The sequence below is a fragment of the Bordetella muralis genome, assembly GCF_965139205.1.
GTDB lineage: Bacteria > Pseudomonadota > Gammaproteobacteria > Burkholderiales > Burkholderiaceae_B > Bordetella_A > Bordetella_A muralis.
Genome location: NZ_CBCSIU010000006.1, coordinates 136,934 through 163,347, shown reverse-complemented (window position 1 = coordinate 163,347; position 26,414 = coordinate 136,934). Strand labels below are relative to the sequence as shown.

Sequence of the window (26,414 nt, the reverse complement as noted above, 5' to 3'; positions counted from 1 at the left end):
CAGAATCCATTGAGGCAGCGCCGCAGCTCCAGCGTGCCTGTCGGCAACCCACTTCACTTACAGCAAAGGATGCATCAATGACCTTCCGTAACGGCTTGGCTTCGCTTCTTCGTCCCGAGGATTCAGTACTGGTCCTGATCGACCACCAGCCTTACCAACTTGCAAACGTGAATAGTCACGAACCACAGATGGTGGTCAATAATTCAGCCGGGCTGGCGAAAGTCGCCAAGACCTTCGGCGTGCCCACCATTCTCACAACGGTGATCGCCAGGCAAGGCGGACTGCTCTTTCCTCAGATCACTGACGTCTTTCCCGGCCAGGAGGTCATCGACCGGACACTGATCAACACCTGGGAAGATCAAAAGGTCGTAGACGCAGTCAAGGCCACAGGCCGCAAGCAATTGATCATCGCTGGCCTATGGACCGAGGTGTGCGTCGCGATGCCAACCATCCAGGCCCTGGGCGAAGGCTGGGATGTGACAGTAGTCACCGATGCGTCTGGCGGCGTGTCGGTCGAGGCACACGAGGTCGCCATTCAACGCATGATCGCAGCTGGTGCGAACATGATCACCTGGCTGGCGCTGGCATCAGAATGGCAGCGCGACTGGGCTCGCACCGAACACATCGTCGAATTGACCGAGGTGATCAAACAGCACGCTGGCGGCAGCGGTATTGCATTTTTATGGGAACAACAGTTGCTCAACACGCCAGTGCCCAGTACTGCCCGTTGATGACGTCGTAAAAAAAAGCTTCCCATGCAAACACCGAATATCGGTGCGGCATGGGAAGCCAGTTTCTATCAACAGCAGTGCCAGGGTCGCCCCTGGCACTGATGAAGATTAGCCGTAAGCGACCATCAACTCTTGGTCTTGTTCTTGCTGCAGCTTTTCAGCGCGGGCAGCGTAGACGGCCTGCAGACGCTCGAGTTCGGCACCCTTGCGCAGAGCAACGAAGCCCGGGCGGTCAGCACGGCGACGCTGGCGGTCTTCCGGACGCAGCGCGGTAACGTCAGCGTTCTGGAAGTAGTCGCGGTTGCCGCCGTCGGCCCACGATTCGGACATCAGGCCATGGGCGCTGATCACATCGAACTGATCCAGCTCAACGTGGAAGTACTCGTAGCTGATGTGGTGCGTTTCTTGGTAGATCGTCTTGCCGTTGACCAAGTCTTGGGCGCGGACCAGTTTGCCTTCGACCAGGATGTGGTGTCCCGGCGAAACCACGATGTCCTTGCTGGGCACGTTCTCGGCGATGGCATCGCGGACGATGCGGATCGGCATGTGCTCGGCACGACGGTCGGCGGGGATTTGTTTGGTGAACGTCTTGCGGAAACCGATCCACTTGACCGTGCGCTCGCCAGATTGACCGATGACGATATCGCCTGCCACGAGGTCTTCGATGGCGACTTCGCCTTTGGTCGTCATGATCATGGTGCCACGCAAGAAGCACACCGGCGAGACGAACTCACCGAAACCAGAGGCGCTGCCGCCATTGCCTGCGACGATGGCGTCGTAGTCTTCCTGGGTCAGATCGTGGATTTCGAATCTGACGGTTTCCAGGCCGCTGGTCAGCGTGCCGGGGTAGGTCAAAGTACCTGTTTGCGTGTCAGCATTGTAGGTGAACGTCCCGTTCGAACGGCTTCCGACCGCAATCGTGTCACCAACGCCGAGGCTGGTCACGTCGAACGTCGTCGGTGCGCCAATCGAGAGCGCACCCGGATTGTAGGTAAACATCGAACCACCGTCACCGGTGAACTCGAGTGATTGTTGGTTAACTAAGCCAGCGGCTAGGGTCGGAGCATTAATCGTCAACGCGGAACCGGATTCAACTTGGTAGTTGATGCTGGTCAACGCGCTGAGGTTGGCCGCGCCAGACTCGATCGTCAAGCTTCCGCCATTGATAACGGAATAAGTTGGGCTGCCTGCCGCTTGAACGCCGACCAACGTGGTCGCTGTCGCATCGACACCATTCACCGTCAGCGTGTTGCTGCCGAGCACGTTCAACGACAGGGAATCGCCCGCGTCTTCATTGAAATTGCTTTGATTGACTTCGTAATCACTTGAACCAATATCAATTCCGAGGACAGCCATGACATTCTCCGATGCAAAAGTTGCAAAAAGAAAGCATCCGTGAAGAACATCTCCACGAACTGCAAAAAATAATACTGGACTTACCTAATCAACAGCAGCATTCTCAGATGATTTCAGATATTTTTGAAACCCTTTTTTATTTCTAATTGTTAATAACAACACAATACGAGTCTTTTATCTGTCAGTTGGCTAAATTATCACAGCTAAATGTACATATACATATCACTAACCCGAATATTGTTAGAATTAATTGCATATCGAGCTCACATAGATAGTTCCATTGCAATTTAAATGAAACCATATTGCAACATTTTTGATTGACACATTCGGTACATTTATTGCATCTAGCGATAAGAAATGTGGATATAAAAGACAGGCAGAAATAGGCAGCAATTTCGGAAGATGGTCGAGGCGTTACGGGAAATCTGCATGGCGCACGCACGAGGTGCCCCGCACGCCCCAAGGATGTATGACCATCAGCCATAGTGCGACATGACATGAAAGAATTGCAGAGTGCACTGCACAATGATGAGCCTATTGCAGGTGCCGGCAACCCGATTCCCCAACCCACGGAGTCTTCCATATGCGTTTCGCTGCTTTGCTGTCTCTCACTCTCTTGGCCGCCTGCGCCAGCAAGCCTCCGACGCCGGTAGTGATTCCTTCAGAATCCCAGGTTGATCAAGGCAGCGCAACGCCCGCGGAGTTGCCGCGTAAATAGGCTCATGTGAGACTCATGCCATCACGGCAAAGGGCCTGCGTAGCGGCCAGGACGGCGGACATCCAATGGGGGCTGCGCGCCATGTTCGCCTCGCTGCAAAGACCGGGCAACGGTGATGAGCGTGCGTGTAGCGGCCATACGGCGCGCGAGGTCAGCAAGCCATACAACGCAAAACGCGGCCAATTCATGGCCGCGTTTGTCACGCACACAGCACACTGCTACATACTAAAACGTCGATGCGCAGTGACCGCCTGTCGGAGCATGACCGGAACCAGCTGCGATGAGTGGCGGTTCTAGACGGACGTTGACCGGCACGGAAACAGCCCAGTCCCACGCAAAGAACGCAACCAGCACGACCCAGAACAGCAGCGTGAACGAGGAGAGGTTTTTCTTCATGATTGAACGCGCCCTTTAAAAAGCAAAGTGGCGACGGAGACGCACACCGATCAGTGAACCGCAAAACGCCAACGGCACCCAGATCCAGCCATGCAGGCTGCCGGTGGAAATGCCGCTGACCATGGCGCCGATATTGCAACCGAATGCCAGGCGCGAGCTATAGCCCAGCAAGAAACCCGCAATAATGCCGACCAGCCATTGTTTGCCCGTCAAGGGCGCGCGCTGCGCGGCGGTCTGTCCAGCGGCAACGAGCAAAGCGCCTGCCAGAATCCCGATGTTGGTAATCGAGGTCACGTCCAGGAACACCGACTGCGACAGATTATTCAGGTTGACCGGCTGGCTCCAGAACGCATTGGCCGCCGGGTCGAATACCCCGATAGCCGTGGCGAGCTTGGCGGCCCAAAGACCGAAGCCGTACACCACACCCCATGGCTGCCCGGCAATCAACAGGTTCAACATTGCCAACGCCGCCAACAGGACGGCCCCGATCAACAAGCGGCGGCTAAACCAGCTGGCGCCCTTGCCGACCCAGGCACGCGCGGCCAGGCCCAACACCAGCAAGCCGATCAGCGTCAGTCCGAACGCCTCGCCAGCGCCAAACGTCCTTACCAGACTGACAGGCGCGGTCGCCCCGAGTTGCAGCCATTGTTCCAACTGCGCCGAACCCAGAAAACTGCCAATCGCGAATACAGGCAATATCGCCATATTCAGCGGAACGCCCATGCCAGCCTTGTACAGGGTGCCGGAGCCGCAGCCATCGGCGATCTGCATGGCGGCGCCGAACACAAAGGCGCCTATCAGCAAGCTGACGCTGGGTGGCCCCAATGCCGCCCCGAGATCCGTCGGATATTCCGCCAACAGCGGCATGCACACCGCGGCCGCAATGGCCAGCAGTATCAATTGCGCCATCACTCCGCTGGGATCACGCTGCTCGATCAGGCGGCGCCATCCCGTGGTGAACCCGAATCGCGCGCCGGCCAGCACGCCGCCCATGCCTATGCCGACAAGAAATAATGCCGCCTGCCGTAATGAGACAAACCAGGCCAGGGCCAAAAAGAACGCAGCAAATAAAACAGCTAGTGGAAGACGTGCCATAGACTCGATAAATTTATTAGACAACAAAGGCTGCAATCAGACTATTGCAAGACCAGATCAATAGTGTTCAGCTCACCAAGTCTTTGAGGCTGTTCCAGATCTGCTCACCGCGGCCCGGCACGTTATCCATGGGCAATGCTTCGGGAGATTGGGTCCAGTCGGCCAGCGACGCCGGATACAGCATCACGTTCTTTTGTCCAACGATTTCGGACAAGGCAAACCAGTCGGTCGCCGCCCAGTGGCCGGTATTGCAGAACGAAATGGTTTCGTCGGCGGGCTCGGGCAGAGATTGCGATGCAATCGCCTTGGCCTCCTCCGGCGAGACAAAAATCGACGTGCCGGGTTTGAACCATTTGCTGTGCTCGAGATTGAGCGCGTTGTGGATGGTGCCTGGGACCTTGGCCGTAGGGGCCTTGACCTCGCCGCGGAAGAAATTCGACGGACGGGCGTCAACCAGGTGGACTTTGGGGTTGTCGATGTGGGACAGCACCTGCTCTTGCGTTGCGATCAGGGCCCGGTTCAACACCGGCGTATAGGTACTGGCCGCGACACTAGGCACGGCCTGGTCCTGAGGCAATCCGGCGTCGGCCCAGGCTTTTACACCGCCATTCAAGATCGACAATTCAGACAAGCCCAGATATTTCAGCGTCCAATATACGCGGGCCGAGCTGCCGAAGTCGGTTGCATTCGCTCCCGAGGAAACGACGACGGCATGGGTGTTCTGATCTACGCCGAGTTTGCGCACGACGTCGGCCAGTTTTTCCACGGGCGGCAGCAGGCCCGGATTGTCAGCCGGACCGCGCCATTGGCCATAAGGGGCCGACAAGGCCCCGGGAATGTGGTTGGCGGCATACTCCTGAGGAGGACGAATATCGATGATGCGCACAGCGGGTTCGCTGCGCACCGCATTCAGTTCAGCCGGCGTCAGCAAGGGCTGAGCGGCATGGGTGATCGAGACCGAGCCCGCCACAACGGCCGCGGCGGAGAAGAAAAGAAGAAAGCGCTTCATGATGCGTGCTCTGAAGGGAATAAGCCGAAGGTGGATTTTCTCATTATTTATTTATATATAAAAATACAATTCAATCATTTTTATATATATAAAAGTAGGATTGAACGCCGCCCGCCGATAAGCCTGCCGCGCGGAAGGCATGGCGGCATCTCCACACGCATTGCGAGAAAAACAGCCACAGGGCAACCCGCGGCCCGGCCGTCGCGTGCGCGATGCTCATCTGCCCGTTCAGCCAGGACGAATCAGGGACTCATCGCCGCAACGGGATCCCGGTGTCCATACCAGCGCTCAGCTCAAGTATTTTTGAAACCACGCGATCGTGCGGTCCCAGGCCTGTTTGGCCGCCGCCTCGTCGTAGCGAGGCGTCGAATCGTTATGAAAGCCGTGATTCGTGCCCGGGTAAATGTAGGCCTCGTAGGTTTTGCCGGCCGATTTCAGCGCTGCCTCGTAGGCGGGCCACGTGCCGTTGACGTTGGGATCGGTCTCGGCAAAATGAAAGAGCAGCGGCGCCTTGATGCGCCCTACGTCCTCGGGCTTGGCCTGCCGGCCATAGAACGGCACGGCGGCGGCGAGCTCGGGATAGGCAACAGAAGCCGCGTTGGACACGCCGCCCCCATAGCAAAATCCCGTAATACCGACCTTGTCGGTGGTCAGATCGCTGGCACGCACATACTCGATCGCCGCAAAGAAATCGTTCATCAATTTCTGGGGATCGACTTTCTGCTGCAATTCGCGGCCCTTGTCGTCATTGCCGGGATAGCCGCCGACCGAACTCAGGCCATCGGGGGCCAGCGCGACAAAACCGGCTTTGGCCACACGGCGCGCTACGTCCTCGATATAAGGATTCAATCCACGGTTTTCGTGCACGACGACGATGCCGGGCACCTTGCCGTTGGCAGCTTTGGGACGCACCAGATAGCCGCGCACCTGACCGTGCCCATTCGGCGACGGATACTCAATGTACTCCGCCACGATATCAGGATCGGTGAACTGCACCTGCTGGGCCATCGCATAGTCGGGACTCAAGGACGCCAGGATCGTTGCGGCCGTCAGACCGCCCACAGCGTATTTCGCCGCGCGATCAAGAAAATCGCGCCGGCTGATCCGGCCATGCACATAGCCGTCATAAAGCTCAAGCAATTCGGGGGAAAAATCGCGGGCGGTGAGGCGGCTCATGGCGGATCTCCGAGTATTTGTGCAATAACAGGAACACCCTACGCGGGCCGTACGGCATTCTGATGACGGGCTTGCCGCAACAATGATACTGAAGTTGAGCGGCGGCAGGCCAAGCTAATTTGGCCGCTGGCGGCCCGAGCCAGACATCCCTGCCGCGAAAACCAATCACGCAGCACCGTCCATTGCAGCGTCACTCTGATCCACCAAGGGCTCGTGCCAGTGCATCAACGTCCTGAGCATCTCGATGAAAGACGCGGCACGCTCCGGATCAAACGACGCCAGCACTTCACGTTGGTGGGCCATAGCCTGATCGCATAAGCCACCGATCAATCGCCGCCCCGCTGCGGTAATCCGCACCTGAGTCTGGCGACGATCCGCGCGCACGCCGATGCGCTCGACCCAACCGTCGATTTCCATACGCTGCACGACTTTGCTCAGCGTAGGCTGTTTGGTGATCGCCAATTGCGCCAGGGATCCGATGGTCTCGCCCGTGCCGCCCATCAAGCTCGCCAGTACGCGCCATTCGGTCACCGACAGCCCTGCCGCGTTGACCTGCAAGTGGAAATCGGCCGAGATGCGATGGCTGGCCTGCGCCAACAGATAAGCCAGGTATTCGTCTACAAAGCGCGTAGATGGCGGATTCATTCGGCTCCTGCATGGTTACCCCGAAACCAGGCACGGTTCGCACATGCACCAACATGATCGTCGAATGCTGTCCCGCACCATACCGCGACGCCCTGTTTTAGCACGCCATGCACCAATCCGATACAGGGTAAACCTGGATATAAATCATCTTTCCTATCCGTATACACCCTTGTTTTTAAGTGATATTTTTTCTTTTCCATGAAAAATCATATTTTTTGTTGACAGTTATATAGTTGACTCCTAAAGTATTTATCCATGGATGATTCTGGCGAATTCGTTTGTCGGATCATTGATGACGAAATCGCGACAAGAACACGGGCTCCAGACAGCTCCGGACTCAGGGAAAACAGCATGGCTGAAAGATCTTTCAAGAAAGAAGTCCAGCAGTTGCGTATCGGTGCGGGCACGGAGTTCCGCGGTGAGGGCATTCTGGCCGTCACCAAAGGCCTGTTGCAGGCCGGCGTGGGCTATGTGGGCGGTTATCAGGGCTCGCCGATTTCGCATTTGATGGATGTCCTGGCCGATGCAAACGAGATCCTGCAAGAGCTCGGCGTGCATTTCGAGGCCAGCGCCTCTGAGGCCACCGCTGCCGCAACGCTGGCTGCGTCAGTCATGTATCCCATTCGCGGCGCCGTCACGTGGAAATCCACCGTAGGCACGAACGTGGCCTCTGATGCGTTGGCCAACCTGGCCTCAGGTGGCGTCACAGGCGGCGCGCTGATCATTGTGGGAGAAGACTACGGCGAGGGTTCCTCGATCATGCAAGAGCGTTCGCATGCCTTTGCGATGAAATCGCAGATCTGGCTGCTGGACCCGCGTCCCAATCTGGAGAGCATGGTCAAGGCGGTCGAGGATGGATTTGAACTGTCCGAGGCCAGCAATACCCCCGTGATGCTGCAACTGCGCATTCGCGGCTGCCATGTGCATGGCCGGTTTACTGCCAAGGACAACAAACGCCCCGCATACACCCTCGCGCAGGCATTGGAGAATCCTTCGCGCGATACCAATCGCATCGTGCTGCCGCCAGCATCGTTTCTGCACGAGCAGGAAAAGATCAAGAACCGTTGGCCTGCCGCGGTGCGCTATATCCAGGAACATCATCTCAACGAGTTCATGGACGACGGTGACCTGCAGGATATTGGATTGATCCTCCAGGGCGGCCTGTATAACGGCGTCATTCGCGGATTGCAGTTGCTGGGGCTGGCGGATCACTTTGGCAACAGCCGTATTCCGCTATACGTCATGAATGTCACCTACCCCGTCATCGAGGACGAGGTGCAGCGTTTCTGTGCGGGCAAGCGCGCGGTATTGATGCTGGAAGAAGGCCAGCCCGATTATCTGGAACAGAATCTGCACGCCATCCTGCGCAAGGCGGGTGTGGACACCGCATTGCATGGCAAAGATTTTCTGCCGATGGCGGGCGAGTACACAACGCAGGTGCTGCGCGATGGCATACGCGGGTTTCTGGCCAAGTATCAACCCGAGGTGTTGCAAACGCATGCTGCGGTCGCCGCGGATGCGGGGCCGTTGTCGGCCGCACCGGCGAGCCAGGCACACACTGACGCTCGTCAACAATCGCTGCGGAATCTGGTGCAGGAAACCCTGTTGGAGTCTCCGCAAACAGCGGCTGTGGAACACGCACCAACCAGCGCACACATGGCGGGAACAGAAGCCGCTCAGTCCAGCACGGCAACGCAGACACCCGATAGTACGGGTACCAAAGCGCTCCCCAAAGAACAACCCATCACTTTCCACAAACACATCGCTGATCTCGCCCAGGTCGTGCCGCCCCGCCCTGCGGGTTTTTGTACAGGCTGTCCGGAGCGCCCGATTTTTTCCGCGCTGACGCTAGCGCAGGAAACACTGGGACAACACCATATTTCCTGTGACATCGGCTGCCATCTGTTCTCGATTCTGCCGCCGTTCAATCTCGGCGCGACGACGATGGGCTATGGTCTGGGTGCCTCTAGCGCAGCCGCATTTAATGTTCCGGCGGCAAAGCGGCCGATCTCGATCATGGGCGATGGCGGTTTCTGGCATAACGGTCTCGCGTCAGGCATCGGCAATGCGGTATTCAACAAGTACGACGGCGTCATCGTCATCGTCGATAACTTCTATGCATCGGCGACAGGCGGCCAGGACATCCTGTCCTCGCGTGCACAGAATCCCGACCGCAGCACCAATAACCCTATCGATGCAGCCGTGCGCGGCGTGGGCGTCAAATGGGTACGCACGCTGGATCGCACCTACGACGTCGCCAAGGTCCGCGCCACGATCGAAGAAGCCCTGACCACCGACGAAAAAGGCCCGAAGGTCATCATCGCACAGTCCGAGTGCATGCTGAACAAGCAACGCCGCATCAAGCCGCAGTTCAACCAGGCCGTCAAGGACGGCAAGCGCGTGGTGAAAGAACGTTTTGGCGTGGACCCCGATGTCTGTACCGGAGATCACGCGTGCATCCGCCTGTCGGGCTGCCCGTCGCTCAGCGTGAAAGATAGCGGCGATCCGTTGAAAGAGGATCCGGTCGCTCATGTGGAAAGCAGTTGCGTCGGCTGCGGCAATTGCGGCGAGGTCGCTCACGCCGCCGTACTGTGTCCTTCGTTTTATCGCGCCGATATCGTGCACAACCCGACCAAATGGGATCTCACCGCGGCACGCATGCGCGGCGCTGTGATTGGTTTCCTGCAAAAACGACGCGCCAGACGTCTGGCGCAGACAGCCTGGTAGCACCGCAGTATCAGCGACGGGCCTATTGATTCCCATCGCACCGAATGACGACTTGTATGGTTTTTTCCATCTCGAGACTTGCATGCACACAAACGCTGTAACCGCCGCATCTCCGATCAAGATCGCTGTCCTCGCCATGGGTGGCCAAGGCGGAGGGGTGTTGGCTGATTGGATCGTGGATATGGCCGAACACGCAGGCTGGTGGGCACAAACCACCTCTGTGCCGGGGGTGGCGCAACGTACCGGGGCCACGATTTACTATCTGGAGCTCTTGCCCGAATCCGCTGTGCAACAAGCTGGCCGCCAACCGGCGCTGGCCCTCATGCCCACACCCGGCGATGTCGATCTGGTCGTGGCGGCGGAATTGATGGAAGGCGGCCGCGCCATTCAGCGCGGTCTTGTCACGCCTGAACGCACGACATTGATCTCGTCCTCCCACCGCAGTTTTGCGGTCAGCGAAAAATCTGCGCCCGGTAACGGCATTGCCGACCCGAATAAGGTGCTCGATGCTGGGCGTGTCGCCGCGCAACGTTTCCTGTGCTTTGATTTGCAGGCCTTGGCGGATCAGGCCGGCAGCGTCATCAGCGCCAGCCTGTTTGGCGCCGTGGCGGGCAGCGGCGCCCTGCCCTTTAGCCGCCAGGATTTCGAGGCCACGATCGAACGTGGTGGCCTCGGCGTCAAAGCGAGCTTGCGTGCATTCGCGCTGGGCTACGAGGCCGCTGCCACAGCCCCTGCCGTTCCTGCCCCGATTGATCGCGAACGCGAAATACCTGCGGTGCCGACGCGCGCCGCCGCACCGGGCGCGCAAGCGCTGCTGGATCGCATCACGCATGATTTTCCGAGCGTAGCCCAGCCGCTGCTGGCCGCCGGAGCACAGCGTACGGCCGAATTTCAAGACATGGCGTATGCCCGCGAATATCTGGATCGCATGGCGGCGCTGCACGCATTGGACGAACAATACGGCGGCGCCGGTCACGATTGGGCATTGACCCGTGCGGCTGCGCGCTATCTCGCGGTGGCGATGGCGTACGACGACGTCATTCGAGTGGCCGATCTCAAAACACGTGGCACCCGCTTTGACCGCGTGCGTACCGAGGTCGGCGCCAAACCGGATCAGTTGGTCTACACCACCGACTATATGCACCCTCGCGTTGAGGAAATCTGTGGCACGCTGCCGGTGGCCCTGGGCCGCTGGATCGAGCGCTCGCCGAGCCTGTCAGGATTTGTCAGCCGCCGCCTGGGCAAAGGACGCCGCCTGAACAGCACCTCGTTGACGGGGTTCCTGATGCTCTATGGCCTGGCCGGCATGCGGCGCATCCGCCGCCGGACCTTGCGCCATCAGATCGAAACGCAAGCCTTGCGGGAATGGCTGGATTTGATCGCCGAGCTCGTACCTCGCGATTACGCACTCGCGGTCGAGGTCGTGAACTGCCGCCGGCTCGTCAAAGGCTACAGCGACACGCATTCACGCGGCACGAGCAAGTACGGCACATTGCTCGACACCGCCCGCCAGTTGGCAGGCCGCCCGGATGCCGCGCAAACGCTGCGCGCTCTGCGGGAAACCGCCCTGTCCCAAGTCGCCTGCGGCCCGCTGGAAAACCAAGCCAAACAGGCCATCGCCGCCTGAACCGCCGCGATCGCTACGGAGACATCGTGCAGACTTTGAACCTCATCATTCGCGACATCCAGCAGGCAACGCCGCTGGTGCGCACTTTTGTCCTGGAAAATGCGGACGGTGGCACGCTGCCTGCATTTGAGCCTGGCGCGCATTTGAAAGTCCGGATCCCGGGCCTGGCCGAACCTCGTTGCTATTCGCTGATCGCAACATGCGCTGATACCTCGGCCTTTGCCGCTCCTCGTCAATATCGCTTGGGCGTTCGCCTGGACGAAGCCGGCGGCGGCGGATCCCGCTACATGCACGGGGTGCAGGTCGGCGACACGCTGACGGTGCAAGGGCCGAAGAACGATTTTCCACTGCATGCCTGCTCGCCTCAGGAATCGGTAGACCGTCATCGGACCGTGCTCATTGCAGGCGGTATCGGCATTACCCCCATCGCATCGATGGCTGCAGCGCTGAAACACACGGACCGCGAGTTCGTTTTGCATTACTGCGGCCGCTGCCGCGATCAGTTGGCGCTGATTGACGAACTCCGTACGTTGGCCGGCGAACACCTCACTGTACATGTGGACAACGATCCGCTGTCTGCCTTGAATCTCGATGCATTACTGGATACCTACGCACCGCATCAGCACCTGTATGTTTGCGGACCACAGGGCATGATCGATGCCGTCATTGCCGGGGCACGCCAACGGCAATGGCCCGACACGCATATCCATTTCGAGCTATTCACAACGGCAGCCCCGTTGGCTGGCGATCAGCCCTTTGAAGTCGAGCTCAAGCAAAGCGGCACGGTGCTGACCATTCCCGCCGACAAAACCATCGTCGAGGTCATGGAGGAAGCTGGCTGCGATCCCATGTATGACTGCAAGCGCGGTGAATGCGGCGTCTGTCAGGCCACCGTCCTCGAGGGCACCCCCGATCATCGCGACTATTACCTGTCGGACAAAGAAAAAGCCGAAGGCAAAGTGATCCAGATCTGCATCTCGCGTGCGAAATCCGCGCGCCTGGTGCTGGATCTGTGACGCACGAGACGTAAAAACAGGGGAAACATCATGGGCCACTATCGCAACAACCCCGACGCCATCCGTGCACTGGTGCGTGACACCGAGGTGCACAAAGACCTATTCGTCGATCAGGAACTGTTCGAACTGGAAATGGAACAGCTGTATGCCCGCACCTGGGTCTATGTGGGCCATGACAGCCAGGTTCCGAATCCTGGCGACTACATCACCACGACGGTCGGCGACGAGCCGGTGGTCATGGTGCGCCACACGGATCGAAATGTCCGCGTCTTGATCAATCGCTGTCCCCATAAGGGCACCATGGTCGCGGGCGACGCGTGTGGCAATACGGGTAAATTTTTTCGCTGCCCCTATCACGCCTGGACGTTCAAAACCGATGGCAGTCCGCTGTCCATTCCGCTCAAAAAGGGTTACGAGAACACGGGCCTGGAACATTGCGAAGCCAGCAAGGGCATGGCTGCGGTCGCCAATATCCACAATCACCGCGGATTCGTGTTCTGCCGCCTGAGCGACGAGGGCGAAGATTTCGAAACCTTTTTTGGCGAGTCCCTCTCCACGCTGGACAACATGGTGGATCGATCCCCCGAGGGTCGGCTCGAGGTGGCAGGCGGCGTATTCCGCTATATGCATCGCTGCAACTGGAAAATGCTGGTCGATAACCAGACCGATACCTGCCACCCGATGGTGGCGCATGAATCTTCAGCCGGCACTGCGGTACGCGTCTGGGAACAGGCCCCCGAGGGCACGCCCAAACCTATGGCAGTCGAGCTGTACGCGCCGTTTATTTCACCGTACGAGTTTTTCGAGGGTATGGGCATTCGCGTCTGGGAAAACGGACACGGACACACTGGCGTCTCTGATTCGATTCACGCCTCGTATTCGGCGATCCCGGGCTATTGGGACGCAATGGTGGCCGCCTACGGCGAGGACCGCACCAAGGCCATCCTGGGCGATGTACGGCATAACACCGTGTATTTCCCCAACATCATGGTAAAGGGTCCCATTCAGACGCTGCGTATTTTCAAGCCGCTGGCCGCGGATCGTACGCTGGTCGAGTCCTGGACGTTCCGTCTGGTCGGAGCCCCCGATCTGTTGCTGGAGCGAACGCTGATGTATAACCGCCTGATCAATGCCCCCACCTCGGTAGTGGGCCACGACGATCTGGAAATGTACGAACGCGCCCAGGATGGCCTACGGACACGCGCGCGCAGCTGGGTCAATGTGGGCCGCCTCTATGACGCTGCCGAACACGGTCAGAAGAACGTCGTCACCAACGGTACCAACGAATGGCAGATGCGTAACCAATATCGAGCCTGGGCACGCTATATGACCCAGGGCATGGAGGACGCGGCATGAACTCGTCAACGACCGCCGTGAGCGAACAGGACCTGCTGGACTTTGTCTATGCCGAGGCAAGGTTGCTGGATGAGCTGAAGTTCGAGCAATGGTTGGCGCTCTATACCGACGATGCTTACTACTGGATGCCGCTCGCGCATGACCAGCAGGACCCTCGCCTGCATGCCTCATTGATGTACGAGGACAAACTACTGCTGCAAGTGCGTATCGAGCGGCTAAACGGACAACGCACGTTTTCGCAGCAACCCAAAAGCCGCTGTCACCATTTGCTGCAACAGCCCACGATCGAACGAGATCATCCTGAACATGTACCTGACCAAGGGCGCTATGTCGTACGCGTGGCGTTTCACTATGTCGAAACCCGGCAGGATGCGCAGCAACTCTATGCAGGTTGGTCCACGCTACACCTGGTCGAACACGACGGGGCGTTGCGCATCCGGCTAAAGCGGGTGGACTTGGTCAATTGTAATGCCGCCTTTGGCAACATCCAGCTATTCATGTAAGGGGGCCACGTGAGCGCCACGGTTTACCAAGCGTTTGTAGACGCAACACAGAAATGGCCATCCAATGCGATGCTCTGTGTGCTGGAGGAAACGGCCGAAATTTATGGCATCCACGCTGGCGAAATCAGCTATCGGGACGCGAGAAGCCGCATCGAAGCGCTGCGCGAGGCTTATCAGCGAGCCGGTTATGGACACGGCCATCGCGCGGGTTTGCTGCTGGAAAATCGGCCGGATTTCTTTTTGCATTGGTATGCGCTGAACGGATTGGGCGTTTCGGTCGTTCCTATCAATGGCGATCTGCGCGCTGCAGAACTGGAATATCTGATCGGCCATAGCGAGATCGCCATCGCCATCGCCCTGCCTTCGCGTCATCAAGAACTGCGCGCTGCGGCAGAGCGCGCAAATCGTCCCCTGCAAATCATCGCCGCCGATGCCGCACCACCGCCTGCACCATTCCCCGCCCCTGCGGCCGGGACTGCCCCCGGCATCATGACCGAGTGCGCCCTGCTCTACACGTCCGGCACCACTGGACGTCCCAAAGGCTGCATTCTGCCCAACCGCTATTTCCTGCATGCCGGCAACTGGTACGCCAACATCGGGGGGCTCGCGACCTTGCATGCAGGGCGGGATCGCATGCTGACGCCTCTGCCCCTGGTACACATGAATGCTATGGCCTACTCGGCGATGGCGATGTTGCTGACGGGGGGATGCCTGATTACGCTGGACCGTTTTCACCCGCAGACGTGGTGGGCCAACGTACGCGATTCCCGCGCGACGGTGTTGCATTATCTGGGCGTAATGCCCGCTATCTTGATGAAAGCGGCACCCGCGCCGCAAGATCGCGATCACCAGATTCGATTTGGCTTCGGCGCGGGTGTTGACCGTGCATTGCACGATCCCTTTGAGGCGCGCTTTGGCTTTCCGTTGCTGGAAGCTTGGGCGATGACGGAGACCGGCGCGGGCGCGGTCATCATTGCGAATCACGAGCCGCGTCACACGGGCACCAATTGTTTTGGCGCGGCCGAGGATGATGTGCGGGTTCGCATTGTCGATGACGCGGGCCTGGACGTAGCCGATGGCATCCCAGGCGAGCTGCTCGTGTGCCATGCAGGCGAGGATCCGCGTTACGGTTTCTTTGCCGGCTATCTCAAGGACGAGGCCGCCACGGCAGCGGCATGGCAGGACGGCTGGTTCCATACCGGCGACCTGGTACGCCGCGAGCCCGATGGCAATATGCATTTCGTCGACCGCAAGAAAAACGTGATCCGCCGCAGTGGCGAGAACATCTCCGCCGTCGAAGTCGAAAGCGTGCTCGCACAACATCCCCTGATTAAAAGCGTCGCCGTGGCCGCTGTCCCGGACGCGGTGCGTGGCGATGAGGTCCTGGCCTGCGTCGTGCCTGTCACCATGCCCGCCGATGCCCACGCGATGCGGGATGCGGCCCATGACATCGTCCGCTGGTGTCTGACGCAACTGGCCTATTACAAGGCTCCGGGGTTCGTGGCTTTTGTCGAGGCCCTGCCCCTGACCACCACCAACAAGATCCAGCGCGGCGAGATGAAAGCCCTCGCGCCGACGCTGCCGGGCACCACGCGCTGCGTCGATACCTGCGCCATGAAAAAGCGCCAAGAGGTGCCCGCATGACTACGCTGCGTCGCGGATATGAGGGTGTCGTCGCGGTTTGCCCCGTGACGATACCCTATGCGCGCTACAGCACGCATAGCGCCCACTGGTGGCTGGGCCGCGCATTGTATGAATTGCTGCACGCATCGGGTCTGCAAAAAACGGACGTCGATGGCATGTGCGTCTCGAGTTTTACGCTGGCGCCGGATACTGCCGTCGGCTTGACTCAGCATTTGGGCATGGCGCCGCGTTGGCTCGATCACATTCCGATGGGCGGGGCGAGCGGTGTCGTGGCTCTGCGCAGGGCTGCTCGTGCCGTGCAAGCCGGCGATGCCGACGTCGTTGCCTGTCTGGCGGGCGATACCAATCATGTGGATTCGTTTCGCAACACGGTCAGCCAGTTCTCGCGCTTTGCCCAGGACGCCGTGTACCCGTATGGCGCCGGTGGCCCCAATGCCAGCTTTGCGCTGCTGACGGCGCACTACATGGCGCAAACTGGCGCCACTCGCGAGGACTTTGGCAAGCTGTGTGTCGCGCAACGCGACAACGCACTGCGCTATCCGCACGCGCTGATGAAAAAACCGCTGAGCCTGCAACAGTATCTGGACGCGCGTCTGATCACCGACCCGATCCATTTGTTCGATTGCGTCATGCCCTGCGCCGGGGCAGATGCGTTTCTGGTAATGAGTACGGATCGAGCAAAGGCACTGGGTCTGACGGGTGTACGCATCCTATCCACCATCGAACGCCACAATGCCTGGAGCGAGGACCCGATTCAGCAACGCGGCGGATGGACCATGGATGTGGACGAACTCTACGCGCTGGCGGGCCGTGGTCCGCAAGATATGGACTTTATGCAAGCCTACGACGACTATCCGGTCATCAATCTGATGCAGATCGAAGATCTGAGATTTTGTGCCAAAGGCGATGCACCGCAATTTGTGCGCGACAACACGTTCACGATAGACGGGACCTTTCCGTTTAATACCAACGGCGGCCAACTCTCTGTCGGTCAGGCTGGCGCGGCAGGTGGCTACCTGGGATTGGTCGAAGCACTACGGCAACTGACGGACACAGCAGGCGGCACGCAAGTCGCGCAGGCACAAACGGGACTGGTCAGTGGTTTCGGCATGATCAACTACGACCGCGGACTATGCACCGCCGCCGCGGTCCTGGCCAGGAGCGACGCATGACGCAGCCGCTGAACCCTCCGGCCAAGAAAAACCCTATCGCCCGGACTCGGCAGCCGACGCTGCCGCCGGGCCCCCGCAGCCGTTGCGCACTAGGGCTGACGCGCGCCGCCGCGTTGGGACGATTCGAACTGCAAGTGTGTTCCGCCTGCGCCACGGTGCAATATCCCCCGCGTGAAGTCTGCGGCGCATGCCTGTCGCACGAGTTGGCATGGGAATCTGTCAACCACGAAGGCGTATTGCTCGCGAGCACCACTTTGCACCATAGCAACGACCTGTATTTTCGCGAGCGCCTGCCGTGGAGAGTCGGCACCGTGCGTATGGATGCAGGCCCCTCGGTGGTGGCGCATGTGCATCAAGACTGCGCCGATGGCGCACGCGTACGTCTGACATTGCGCCTGGATCGCTCTGGCCAGGCCGTCATGATCGCTTTACCTGAAAAGGACACGCCGCATATGGCTGACGATCCCGTTCTGCGCGAGACCTCGTGCGATCCCAAGTTCCGTCGCGTGTTGATCACCGACGGTAAATCGGCTGCTGGCCAGGCCCTGGCCACCGCCTTGCTGGATGCGGGCGCATCGACGATATTCCTCGGCGATCCGCAGCCCTGGCGTCCTGTCGAGGCCTATGACGCCCTGCTGAAGGACGACCGCATCCAGGCCGTCACGCTGGACGTCACCGATACCGATTCGGTACAGCGTGCCGCTGCGTCGCTGGGGGGCAAGGTCGAGATTCTGATCAATACCGCCGACATGGAGCGCGAAGGCGGTGTCATGACGACCCGCGACGTCAACGTCGCGCGCGATGCGCTGGATATCAATGTGCTGGGCCTGATGCGCTTGGCCCAGCATTTCGGGCCAGCACTATGCGGGCGCGCTGCCGACGGGACGCGCAATGCCGTGGCCTGGGTCAATATCCTGTCTATTTACGCCCAGATGAATCTGCCCTCGCGCGGCATGTGGTCCGCGTCCAAGGCCGCCGCATTGTCATTGTCGCAATGCCTGCGCGCCGAGATGCGGCCATCCGGCATTCGCGTCATCAATGTATTCCCCGGGCCGCTGGATCACGAATGGGAACAGCGCACGCCGCCGCCGCGCGTTACGCCGCAGGCACTGGCGCAAGCAGTCATCCGCAGTTTGAAACAAGGAACCGAGGACGTGTACGTAGGCGATGTCGCGCAGGAATTCTGCGAACGCCTGACGGAAAACCCCAAAGCGCTCGAGCGCGAATTGGGCGCCTGAGGCCGTCCATTACGACGCACACGCCGCATCCCCTATCGATTGATTGGAGCCTTGGTAATGGATACCCATGTATTGACCCAGTTCATGAGCGAATTGATCAGTGGCCGCATTCGCATCGTGGATCTGACCGAAACCTTGACGCCGGAATTCCCGACTATCGTGCTGCCGCCGGAATTCGGCCAGGCCTGGCCGTTCCGTCTGGAGGAAATTTCCCGCTATGACGAACGGGGCCCGGCTTGGTATTGGAATAATTTTTCGTGCTCCGAGCATACCGGCACGCACTTCGATGCGCCCGCGCATTGGGTGTCCGGCAAGGATCAACCCGATAATACCGTCGACACCATTCCTGTCGAGGCGTTCATCGCCTCGGCCTGCGTCATCGATTGCTCGGAGCCCGCTCGCAACAATCCCGATTTTCTGCTGACGATAGATTATGTGCGCGAATGGGAGGCCGCTCATGGCCGAATTCCCCCGCGCAGCTGGGTACTGATGCGCACCGACTGGTCCAAACGGGCCAAGCCGGCGGACTATCTGAATATGCGTGATGACGGCGCACACTCGCCGGGGCCCGACGCGGAAGTCGTGCCGTGGCTGATACGCGAACGCGACGTGCATGGCTTTGGCACGGAGTCCGTAGGCACGGATGCCGGACAGGCCCAGCATCTGGATCCGCCCTATCCCTGTCATTACTACATGCACGGCAATAACCGCTATGGCCTGCAGTGCCTGACGAACCTGGATCAGTTGTCGGCCACAGGTGCGGTCATTTTCTCGGCGCCGCTAAAAATACGTAAAGGGTCTGGCAGTCCATTGCGGGTATTAGCCCTCACCCCATCCGCGCCCGCGCAGGCTACGCGGGATGCTACGCATTGACCTGCGTCAATTCGCACGAGACGATATACAGATCACAGGGGAATTCATGGAAAACAAGAACTACGTCGCGCTGGTCACCGGCGGCAGCGCCGGGATAGGCGCCGAAATCTGCCGCAGCATGCTCGATGCCGGCTGGCGCGTCGTGTCGCTGGCGCGGCGCGATCCCGATTTCACGCACGAACGCCTGATCAGTGTGCAGGCGGATTTGCTGGATGCGAACGCTACCGCGCAGGCTGCCGCACAAATCGCGCAGGACTATCCCGTCAGCCATATCGTGCATAACGCAGGCGTTATCTGGCCCAATCTGCTACCTGACGTCACGCAGGAACAATTGCATGGACTGACCCAATTGCATCTGGGCGCCGCCATCAGCCTGGTGCAGGCAGCCCTGCCCGGGATGCAGGAGCGCAAGTTCGGCCGTATTGTTCTGATGTCCTCGCGCGGCGCACTGGGGCTGCCTACACGCACAGCGTACTCCGCCACCAAGGCCGGCATGATAGGCATGGCGCGCACGTGGTCGTTGGAACTGGCCCCGCACGGCATTACGGTCAACGTCGTCGCCCCAGGCCCGATCAAAACAGATATGTTCCACGATGTCATTCCTGCCGGTAGTGAACGCGAACAGCAGCTCGCGCGCGGCATCCCGGTACAACGCGTGGGCCTGCCGGATGATGTCGCCCGCGCCGTCATGTTTTTTGCAGATCCCGCCAATAGCTTCGTGACGGGTCAAACCTTGTATGTCTGTGGCGGCGCCAGTGTGAGTTCCATCACGATCTGACATCGCATCGCGCCTCGTACCCCAAAGCAGTTCCGTCGTCGTCTTATTCCCTCATTGCAGCATTCGTTTCTCTCCCTCTCGGAGGATTTGCCATGCATTCAAAGACTGTCTCGCTGGCGGCCGCGGCCGTCCTGGCCGCCTTGTGTTCCCTGCCCGCCTGGGCACAGATGAAAGTGGGCGTTGTGACGTCCTCGACCGGCCCCACGGCGCTGGTGGGGATTCCGCAAAAGAACACAGTACCGCTATTGCCGAAAAAGATCGGCGATATCGACGTGCAATACATTTCCCTGGATGATGCCAGCGATCCCACCGCGTCCGTCACGGCGTTCAAGAAGCTGATTTCCGAGGAAAACGTGGACGCCATCATCGGCCCCTCAGGGTCGCCGAACGCGATGGGCGTGATTCAGTTTGTCGCCGAGGCTGGCGTGCCCATGTTGGCTCCGGTTGGCACCGCTGCGGTCGTGCTGCCGATGACGGACCAGAAAAAATGGGTGTTCAAGACCACGCAGAATGATGACATCATCGCACGTGCGCTGGTCGATCATATGGCCAAGACGGGCATCAAAACGGTCGGCTTTATCGGCCTGAACGATCCCTATGGCGAGAACTGGTACAAGGTATTTTCCGGTCTGGCGACGGAGAAAGGCATCAAGATTGTCGCCAACGAACGCTATATGCGCACCGATAGCTCGGTCACAGGCCAGTCGCTGAAACTGCTGTCAGCGCGGCCTGATGCCGTGTTGATCGCTGCTCCGGGCGCGGCGAGCGTATTGCCCGAAGCCACTCTGTTTGATCAGGGGTACAAGGGCAAGTTTTATCAAACCCACGGCGCCGCGCTGCCAGATTTCCTGAAGCTGGGCGGCAAGAAGGTCGAGGGCACAATCCTGGCAGCCAGCCTGATGCTGGTGTTGCCGGAGATTCCCGACAGCAACCCGTCCAAGAAAGTCGCCAGCGACTATATCGCCGCCTATGAAAAACTGAATGGTTCCAGACCCGCCACGTTCGGCGCAAATGTTTATGACGCCGGCCTGCTGCTGGAAAAAGCCGTGCCGATTGCACAAAAAGCCGGAAAACCAGGGACCAAGGAGTTCCGCAGCGCATTGCGCGACGCGCTGGAACAAACCAAGGAACTGGTGGGCACGCAAGGGGTCTACAACATGAGTGCGGCAGACCACAGCGGGTTCGACGATCGCGGCCGCGAACTGATCACGGTCAAAAATGGCCAGTGGATGCTGGTGAAGTAATGGCGACATTGCTGGCGCGACGACGGAGAGCTTTCGCATGAATGCGCAGATCGCCTTGATCCTGGGGCAGGATGGCATTACCAACGGCGCGGTCTACGCGCTGTTGGCGCTGTCCATCCTGCTGGTCTTCACCGTAACCCGGGTGCTGTTCATTCCGCAGGGCGAGTTCGTGGCTTTTGGCGCGCTGACCATGGCGGCGCTGCAAGCAGGCACCCCGACCCGTATGGTGTGGTTGCTGGCGGGTTTTGCCGTGGCGGAATTTCTGGCCGATGCCATCGCCGCACGCCGACGCACAGGGAATCTGCACATAGGGCCCTGGATGATCATCAAGCTGATGTATCCGTTCGCATTGGCTGCCCTGCTCTATGCGTTGCCGTTGGCCTCATTGCCCATGGTGCTGCGCGCACTGCTTGCATTGGCGATTCTGGTCCCCATGGGACCGCAGCTCTACCGTTTGTTTTTTCAACCCATCGCATCAGCGTCCACCTTGGTGCTGCTGATCGTATCCATCGCCGTACACCTGGCCCTGGTGGGTCTGGGTCTGCTTATCTTTGGCCCCGAGGGCGCGCGTACCGATCCATTCAGCGATGTCAGTTTTCCGCTGGGACCGATCAACATCAATAGTCAGGCGATCTGGGTCGTCCTGGTGTCGTTGATTCTCATCGTGGTGCTGTATACGTTCTTTGAACGCACCATGTATGGCAAGGCCTTGCGGGCCGCAGCATTCAATCGGCTCGGTGCGAGACTCATGGGGATTTCGCCGACGCTTGCCGGCAAGGCAACGTTTTTTCTGGCTGCCTTGATCGGTACCGTGTCGGGCATCCTGATTGCCCCGATCACCACCATCTATTTCGACTCGGGTTTTCTCATCAGCCTGAAAGGTTTCGTAGGCTCGATCATCGGCGGATTGGTGAGCTATCCGATCGCCGCCGCAGGGGCTGTGCTCGTCGGATTGATCGAGGCTTTCTCCGCGTTCTGGGCCAGTGCCTATAAAGACATCATCGTGTTCACGCTCATCATCCCCGTGCTCGTCTGGCGTTCACTGAAAAGCCATCATGTCGAAGAGGAGGACGACGAGTGAAGCCGCGCCACATTGTCCTGATATTCCTGGCGCTCCTGTTGCTGGCGCCGCTGGTATTGCCGCCGTTCTACGTCACGCTGCTGAACTACATCGGTCTGTATGCGATGGTGTCGTTGGGCCTGGTGCTCTTGACTGGCGTGGGGGGACTGACGAGTTTCGGACAGGCGGCGTTCGTAGGCCTGGGCGCATACACTACTGCGGTGCTGACCACGCAGGCCGAGAGCTTGCCTGCTTGGCTGGCATGGATGGGCACATCGCCATGGATCACGCTGGTCATCGGCCTGATCTTGACCCTGATCGTCGCCTGGCTGCTGGGCGCGATCACGTTGAGCCTGTCCGGGCATTTCCTGCCGCTGGGCACGATCGCGTGGGGATTAAGCCTGTACCTCGCGTTCGGTTCTGTCCAGGGTCTGGGCGGCCATACTGGCCTGCCCGACATTCCGCCGATTTCGCTGGGCAGCCTGGTATTGAATACCGGCCCGAGCATCTACTACCTCATCTGGGCGTTCTTGATGCTGGCCGTATGGTGCACCCGAAACTTGCTGGACTCCCGCGAGGGCCGCGCGATACGCGCCCTGAAAGGCGGGCGCATCATGGCCGAATCCATGGGGGTGAACACCACGCGTGCGCGCATGGTGATCTTTCTCATCGCCGCGTTGCAGGCCTGCGCCTCTGGCTGGTTGTATGCCCACATGCAGCGCTTTGTGAACCCCCATCCGTTCGGCCTGCAAATGGGCATCGAATACATGTTCATGACGGTGATCGGCGGCGCCGGCCACGTATGGGGCGCGATTGCCGGTGCGGGTATTTTCACTGTCCTCAAGCAATGGCTCCAGGACTGGATGCCGCGTTTGCTGGGACAAACCGGCAACTTTGAAATCATCGTGTTCGGCTTTGGTATGGTGCTCTTGCTGCACCGTGCACGGGGCGGCGTATGGCCTGTGTTGGCGAAACTCGTTCCGGTCAAAAAGTCCCCGCTGCAGGTCGATCGACAAGCCGAACCCCTGTCCCGCCGCGACATGCCGGCGCCCGGCACCGTCCTGCTGGAAGCACGCGACGTCACGCGCAAGTTCGGCGGCCTGGTCGCCAACAACGCGATGAGTCTCACCGTCCACGCCGGCGAGATCCTGGCCCTGATAGGCCCGAATGGCGCGGGAAAAAGCACTATGTTCAACCAGATCAGTGGTGTCGATACGCCAACCTCGGGACAGGTGCTGTTGCGCGGTGAATCAGTCGCTGGCACGGGCGCGCGGCATATTGCAGGTCTGGGTTTATCGCGCACGTTTCAGCACGTCAAGCTCTTGAGCCGAATGACCGTACTGGAAAACGTCGCGATCGGGGCCCACCTGCGGGGGCATCGCGGCGTGATGCAAGCCGCATGGCGACTAGATCGCCAGGAAGAACAACGCCTGCTGGCCGAGGCGGCGCGTCAGATCGAACGCGTGGGACTTGGCAAGCATATGCATGACGAGGCGGGATCGCTGGCGCTGGGACAACAACGCATTCTGGAAATTGCTCGCGCTCTCGCGTCCGACCCCTGCTTGCTGCTGCTGGACGAGCCCGCCGCCGGATTGCGTTATCAGGAAAAGCAAGAGCTGGGCGAGCTTCTGCGACGCCTGCGTGCCGAGGGAATGGGGATACTACTCGTGGAACACGATATGGATTTTGTGATGGGTCTCGTGGATCGTGTTGTCGTGATGGACTTCGGGCAGAAAATCGCAGAGGGCCTGCCCGCGGAGATTCAATCGCATCCCGCCGTGCTGGAGGCTTATCTCGGAGGCATAGACGATTGATGCTCAACTCCAACACGACCATGGGTGCCGCCATGAACAGCACAAGCGCAGACGCACTGGCTCGTCCCTCCCCCTCACGCGACCTATTGCGTGTCACGGACCTGCATGTCGCCTATGACAAGATCGAAGCAATCTCTGGCATCAACCTTCGTGTAGGCGAAGGCCAGATCGTGACCGTGATCGGCCCCAACGGGGCGGGAAAAACCACGCTATTGGCCGCCATCATGGGTGTGTTGCCCTCGCGCGGCGAGATCGTCTTTGATGGCCGCCCTCACGTGCATGCCGAAATCGAGGAAATGGTCGCAGCGGGTATGAACCTGGTTCCCGAAAAACGCGAACTGTTTGCCGAAATGAGTGTGGAAGACAACCTGATGCTGGGGGCCTTTCACCGCTATCGCACGGGTCAACGCGACCATCATGCCAGTCTGCAAGAGGTCTATGAACTGTTTCCCCGATTGCGTGAGCGTCGCGCGCAATTGTCCGGTACGCTGTCTGGCGGCGAACGGCAAATGCTGGCCGTCGGCCGGGCATTGATGGCGAAACCCAGGCTGCTGATGCTGGACGAACCGAGCCTGGGTCTCGCACCACGCATCGTGCGCGAGGTATTCCATATCGTGGCTGAACTGCGCCGGCGCGGCGTATCCATTCTGCTGATCGAACAAAACGCCCGCGCCGCCCTGCAAGTTGCCGATTACGCCTACGTACTGGAAACCGGCGCCATCACGATCGAAGGACCCGCCGCAGATATTGCACAGGACAGGCGAGTGATTGATGTTTATCTTGGGTTGGGGAAACACTGAAAACTAACGCATTTTTAATGCAATTATTTCATTTATAACGCAATAATTGAGTTAATCCATTTGCATTCGAGATAGCCGAATTGCCCGCTATCCGCCCCGGCCGCGCCACGATCGCGATGGAGATTCAAGCTGAGAGGAACTTACACCCGGAAATCCACGGTCTGCGGCCGACCCGCCAACGCCAGTGTCGCCGTCGCAGGCGGTGTGCTGGCCACCTGCTTACCTGCGCGCCAAACATGCAGACGCGTGGCACGCAGGCGCAGCGCCTCGACGGGGTTACGAGCCTGCAACAGCACCATATCCGCACGTTTGCCGATCTCGATACCCGTGTCGTCCAGACCTAAAATTTTGGCGGGTGCGGTGGTCACGGCGTCAAAGCACGCATGCATGGCGTCTTGCCCAGTCATCTGGGCCACATGCAATCCCATGTGCGCGACCTCCAGCATATCGCCCGAGCCCAAGCTGTACCAAGGATCCATCACACAGTCGTGGCCAAACGCGACTGTCACGCCAGCCGCCAGCAACTCGGGCACGCGTGTCATCCCGCGACGCTTCGGATAGGTGTCGTGACGCCCCTGAATCGTGATGTTGATCAACGGATTGGCGATGGCCGAGACCCCTGCCTCGCGAATCAACGGAATCAGCTTGGACACGTAGTAGTTGTCCATCGAATGCATGGACGTGAGATGCGAACCCGTTACCCTGCCCTGCAAACCTAGACGCTGAGTGTGATAAGCCAACGTCTCGATGTGACGAGACATGGGATCATCCGTCTCGTCGCAATGCATGTCCACGCGCAGGCCGCGTTCGGCTGCCAGTTCGCATAGCAAACGTACCGATTCAGCGCCATCAGCCATGGTGCGTTCGAAATGCGGAATACCGCCCACCACGTCTACCCCCATATCCAGTGCACGTTTCAGATTGTCCATGGCACCAGGTGCGCGCAGCACGCCGTCCTGGGGAAACGCGACCAGTTGCAGATCGAGATACGGTTTGACGCGCTCACGCACGTGCAGCAAAGCCTCTGTGGCCAGCAAACGCGAATCGCAAACATCCACGTGCGAACGAATCGCCAACAGACCGTTGGCCACTGCCCAATCGCAATACGCCAACGCGCGCTCGACCAGCGCCTCCTGCGTCAACAGCGGCTTTAATTCCCCCCACAGCGCAATGCCCTCTAGCAAGGTGCCGGATTGATTCACGCGCGGCAGGCCGTATGACAGCGTCGAATCCATATGGAAATGCGCATCGACAAACGGCGCGCTCAGCAACTGTCCCTGAGCATCGACCACCTGACCGGCCTCGGCCTGCAGCGCAGGCTGGATAGACACGATGCGGCCATTCTGCACGCCGACATCCACGCCCGTCTGGCCGTTGGCCAGATTGCAGTTCTTGATAATGAGATCGAGCATATAAAAACCTTTTGATTGACTGTG

Annotated in this window: 23 protein-coding genes; 15 read left to right on the top strand and 8 right to left on the bottom strand. The window is 59.4% G+C overall.

Going from position 1 to position 26,414, the window contains the following annotated elements; translation table 11 throughout:
* Window positions 1-77: 77 nt before the first annotated feature.
* Window positions 78-731, top strand: a complete 654-nt coding sequence (locus ACNA0I_RS11725; RefSeq protein WP_415806183.1) for a hydrolase — start codon at window positions 78-80, stop codon at window positions 729-731.
* A gap of 108 nt (window positions 732-839) precedes the next feature.
* Here ACNA0I_RS11725 and ACNA0I_RS11720 read toward each other — a convergent pair whose 3' ends face one another.
* From ACNA0I_RS11720 to ACNA0I_RS11690, 7 genes are all read right to left on the bottom strand, one after another.
* Window positions 840-2,087 carry a Hint domain-containing protein gene (locus ACNA0I_RS11720; protein ID WP_415806182.1) on the bottom strand — a complete coding sequence of 416 codons (1,248 nt, stop codon included), beginning with the start codon at window positions 2,085-2,087 and terminating at the stop codon, window positions 840-842.
* A gap of 943 nt (window positions 2,088-3,030) precedes the next feature.
* A complete protein-coding gene (locus ACNA0I_RS11715) occupies window positions 3,031-3,201 on the bottom strand; it encodes a hypothetical protein (RefSeq protein WP_415806181.1) in 171 nt (56 codons plus the stop codon).
* Between the two features lie 15 nt (window positions 3,202-3,216).
* A complete protein-coding gene (locus ACNA0I_RS11710) occupies window positions 3,217-4,296 on the bottom strand; it encodes a YeeE/YedE family protein (RefSeq protein WP_415806180.1) in 1,080 nt (359 codons plus the stop codon).
* Window positions 4,297-4,363: 67 nt separating this feature from the next.
* Window positions 4,364-5,305, bottom strand: coding sequence for a sulfurtransferase (locus ACNA0I_RS11705; RefSeq protein WP_415806179.1), 942 nt, complete (start codon window positions 5,303-5,305; stop codon window positions 4,364-4,366).
* A 288-nt stretch (window positions 5,306-5,593) separates the two neighbouring features.
* On the bottom strand, window positions 5,594-6,481 hold the full coding sequence (yghX, locus tag ACNA0I_RS11700) for a YghX family hydrolase (RefSeq protein ID WP_415806178.1): 888 nt from the start codon (window positions 6,479-6,481) through the stop codon (window positions 5,594-5,596).
* Window positions 6,482-6,646: 165 nt separating this feature from the next.
* Window positions 6,647-7,126, bottom strand: coding sequence for a MarR family winged helix-turn-helix transcriptional regulator (locus ACNA0I_RS11695; protein WP_415806177.1), 480 nt, complete (start codon window positions 7,124-7,126; stop codon window positions 6,647-6,649).
* The gene (locus ACNA0I_RS11690; protein WP_415806176.1) at window positions 7,123-7,326 is read right to left on the bottom strand and encodes a hypothetical protein; all 204 of its coding nucleotides are present in this window, start codon (window positions 7,324-7,326) and stop codon (window positions 7,123-7,125) included. Before ACNA0I_RS11690 ends, ACNA0I_RS11695 begins: the two co-directional genes overlap by 4 nt.
* Window positions 7,327-7,477: 151 nt before the next feature.
* Here ACNA0I_RS11690 and ACNA0I_RS11685 point away from each other — a divergent pair, with 151 nt between their 5' ends.
* From ACNA0I_RS11685 to ACNA0I_RS11620, 14 genes are all read left to right on the top strand, one after another.
* On the top strand, window positions 7,478-9,853 hold the full coding sequence (locus tag ACNA0I_RS11685) for a thiamine pyrophosphate-dependent enzyme (protein WP_415806175.1): 2,376 nt from the start codon (window positions 7,478-7,480) through the stop codon (window positions 9,851-9,853).
* 82 nt (window positions 9,854-9,935) lie between these two features.
* The gene (locus tag ACNA0I_RS11680; RefSeq protein ID WP_415806174.1) at window positions 9,936-11,480 is read left to right on the top strand and encodes an indolepyruvate oxidoreductase subunit beta family protein; all 1,545 of its coding nucleotides are present in this window, start codon (window positions 9,936-9,938) and stop codon (window positions 11,478-11,480) included.
* A gap of 26 nt (window positions 11,481-11,506) precedes the next feature.
* Window positions 11,507-12,496, top strand: a complete 990-nt coding sequence (locus ACNA0I_RS11675) for a PDR/VanB family oxidoreductase (protein WP_415806173.1) — start codon at window positions 11,507-11,509, stop codon at window positions 12,494-12,496.
* Between the two features lie 30 nt (window positions 12,497-12,526).
* Window positions 12,527-13,852 (top strand): aromatic ring-hydroxylating dioxygenase subunit alpha, encoded by a 1,326-nt coding sequence (locus ACNA0I_RS11670; RefSeq protein ID WP_415806172.1) that lies wholly within the window; start codon window positions 12,527-12,529, stop codon window positions 13,850-13,852.
* On the top strand, window positions 13,849-14,355 hold the full coding sequence (locus ACNA0I_RS11665) for an aromatic-ring-hydroxylating dioxygenase subunit beta (protein ID WP_415806171.1): 507 nt from the start codon (window positions 13,849-13,851) through the stop codon (window positions 14,353-14,355). Before ACNA0I_RS11670 ends, ACNA0I_RS11665 begins: the two co-directional genes overlap by 4 nt.
* Before the next feature lie 9 nt (window positions 14,356-14,364).
* On the top strand, window positions 14,365-15,999 hold the full coding sequence (locus tag ACNA0I_RS11660; RefSeq protein ID WP_415806170.1) for an AMP-binding protein: 1,635 nt from the start codon (window positions 14,365-14,367) through the stop codon (window positions 15,997-15,999).
* Window positions 15,996-17,171: a thiolase family protein gene (locus tag ACNA0I_RS11655; RefSeq protein WP_415806169.1), complete on the top strand. Its 1,176-nt coding sequence runs from the start codon at window positions 15,996-15,998 to the stop codon at window positions 17,169-17,171. Before ACNA0I_RS11660 ends, ACNA0I_RS11655 begins: the two co-directional genes overlap by 4 nt.
* A complete protein-coding gene (locus tag ACNA0I_RS11650; protein WP_415806168.1) occupies window positions 17,168-18,409 on the top strand; it encodes an SDR family NAD(P)-dependent oxidoreductase in 1,242 nt (413 codons plus the stop codon). The genes ACNA0I_RS11655 and ACNA0I_RS11650 overlap by 4 nt, the downstream gene beginning before the upstream one ends.
* 57 nt (window positions 18,410-18,466) lie before the next feature.
* Window positions 18,467-19,282: a cyclase family protein gene (locus tag ACNA0I_RS11645; protein WP_415806167.1), complete on the top strand. Its 816-nt coding sequence runs from the start codon at window positions 18,467-18,469 to the stop codon at window positions 19,280-19,282.
* A 46-nt stretch (window positions 19,283-19,328) separates the two neighbouring features.
* Window positions 19,329-20,060, top strand: coding sequence for an SDR family NAD(P)-dependent oxidoreductase (locus ACNA0I_RS11640; protein ID WP_415806267.1), 732 nt, complete (start codon window positions 19,329-19,331; stop codon window positions 20,058-20,060).
* A 92-nt stretch (window positions 20,061-20,152) separates the two neighbouring features.
* Window positions 20,153-21,304 (top strand): ABC transporter substrate-binding protein, encoded by a 1,152-nt coding sequence (locus ACNA0I_RS11635; RefSeq protein ID WP_415806166.1) that lies wholly within the window; start codon window positions 20,153-20,155, stop codon window positions 21,302-21,304.
* Window positions 21,305-21,341: 37 nt separating this feature from the next.
* Complete coding sequence (locus ACNA0I_RS11630) at window positions 21,342-22,385, top strand: branched-chain amino acid ABC transporter permease (RefSeq protein WP_415806165.1); 1,044 nt, start codon at window positions 21,342-21,344, stop codon at window positions 22,383-22,385.
* Window positions 22,382-24,178: a branched-chain amino acid ABC transporter ATP-binding protein/permease gene (locus ACNA0I_RS11625; RefSeq protein WP_415806164.1), complete on the top strand. Its 1,797-nt coding sequence runs from the start codon at window positions 22,382-22,384 to the stop codon at window positions 24,176-24,178. The genes ACNA0I_RS11630 and ACNA0I_RS11625 overlap by 4 nt, the downstream gene beginning before the upstream one ends.
* A gap of 32 nt (window positions 24,179-24,210) precedes the next feature.
* Complete coding sequence (locus ACNA0I_RS11620; protein WP_415806266.1) at window positions 24,211-24,978, top strand: ABC transporter ATP-binding protein; 768 nt, start codon at window positions 24,211-24,213, stop codon at window positions 24,976-24,978.
* 140 nt (window positions 24,979-25,118) lie between these two features.
* Here ACNA0I_RS11620 and ACNA0I_RS11615 read toward each other — a convergent pair whose 3' ends face one another.
* A complete protein-coding gene (locus tag ACNA0I_RS11615; RefSeq protein ID WP_415806163.1) occupies window positions 25,119-26,390 on the bottom strand; it encodes an amidohydrolase family protein in 1,272 nt (423 codons plus the stop codon).
* Window positions 26,391-26,414: the final 24 nt, after the last annotated feature.

Coding starts and splice junctions, on each gene's coding strand:
- ACNA0I_RS11705 (WP_415806179.1), bottom strand. CDS start 5,305: ATGAAGCGCTTTCTTCTTTTCTTCTCCGCCGCGGCCGTTGTGGCGGGC.
- ACNA0I_RS11645 (WP_415806167.1), top strand. CDS start 18,467: ATGGATACCCATGTATTGACCCAGTTCATGAGCGAATTGATCAGTGGC.
- ACNA0I_RS11695 (WP_415806177.1), bottom strand. CDS start 7,126: ATGAATCCGCCATCTACGCGCTTTGTAGACGAATACCTGGCTTATCTG.
- ACNA0I_RS11615 (WP_415806163.1), bottom strand. CDS start 26,390: ATGCTCGATCTCATTATCAAGAACTGCAATCTGGCCAACGGCCAGACG.
- ACNA0I_RS11725 (WP_415806183.1), top strand. CDS start 78: ATGACCTTCCGTAACGGCTTGGCTTCGCTTCTTCGTCCCGAGGATTCA.
- ACNA0I_RS11710 (WP_415806180.1), bottom strand. CDS start 4,296: ATGGCACGTCTTCCACTAGCTGTTTTATTTGCTGCGTTCTTTTTGGCC.
- ACNA0I_RS11685 (WP_415806175.1), top strand. CDS start 7,478: ATGGCTGAAAGATCTTTCAAGAAAGAAGTCCAGCAGTTGCGTATCGGT.
- ACNA0I_RS11635 (WP_415806166.1), top strand. CDS start 20,153: ATGCATTCAAAGACTGTCTCGCTGGCGGCCGCGGCCGTCCTGGCCGCC.
- ACNA0I_RS11670 (WP_415806172.1), top strand. CDS start 12,527: ATGGGCCACTATCGCAACAACCCCGACGCCATCCGTGCACTGGTGCGT.
- ACNA0I_RS11715 (WP_415806181.1), bottom strand. CDS start 3,201: ATGAAGAAAAACCTCTCCTCGTTCACGCTGCTGTTCTGGGTCGTGCTG.
- ACNA0I_RS11640 (WP_415806267.1), top strand. CDS start 19,329: ATGGAAAACAAGAACTACGTCGCGCTGGTCACCGGCGGCAGCGCCGGG.
- ACNA0I_RS11720 (WP_415806182.1), bottom strand. CDS start 2,087: ATGGCTGTCCTCGGAATTGATATTGGTTCAAGTGATTACGAAGTCAAT.
- yghX (WP_415806178.1), bottom strand. CDS start 6,481: ATGAGCCGCCTCACCGCCCGCGATTTTTCCCCCGAATTGCTTGAGCTT.
- ACNA0I_RS11665 (WP_415806171.1), top strand. CDS start 13,849: ATGAACTCGTCAACGACCGCCGTGAGCGAACAGGACCTGCTGGACTTT.
- ACNA0I_RS11630 (WP_415806165.1), top strand. CDS start 21,342: ATGAATGCGCAGATCGCCTTGATCCTGGGGCAGGATGGCATTACCAAC.
- ACNA0I_RS11650 (WP_415806168.1), top strand. CDS start 17,168: ATGACGCAGCCGCTGAACCCTCCGGCCAAGAAAAACCCTATCGCCCGG.
- ACNA0I_RS11680 (WP_415806174.1), top strand. CDS start 9,936: ATGCACACAAACGCTGTAACCGCCGCATCTCCGATCAAGATCGCTGTC.
- ACNA0I_RS11655 (WP_415806169.1), top strand. CDS start 15,996: ATGACTACGCTGCGTCGCGGATATGAGGGTGTCGTCGCGGTTTGCCCC.
- ACNA0I_RS11690 (WP_415806176.1), bottom strand. CDS start 7,326: ATGGAAAAGAAAAAATATCACTTAAAAACAAGGGTGTATACGGATAGG.
- ACNA0I_RS11620 (WP_415806266.1), top strand. CDS start 24,211: ATGAACAGCACAAGCGCAGACGCACTGGCTCGTCCCTCCCCCTCACGC.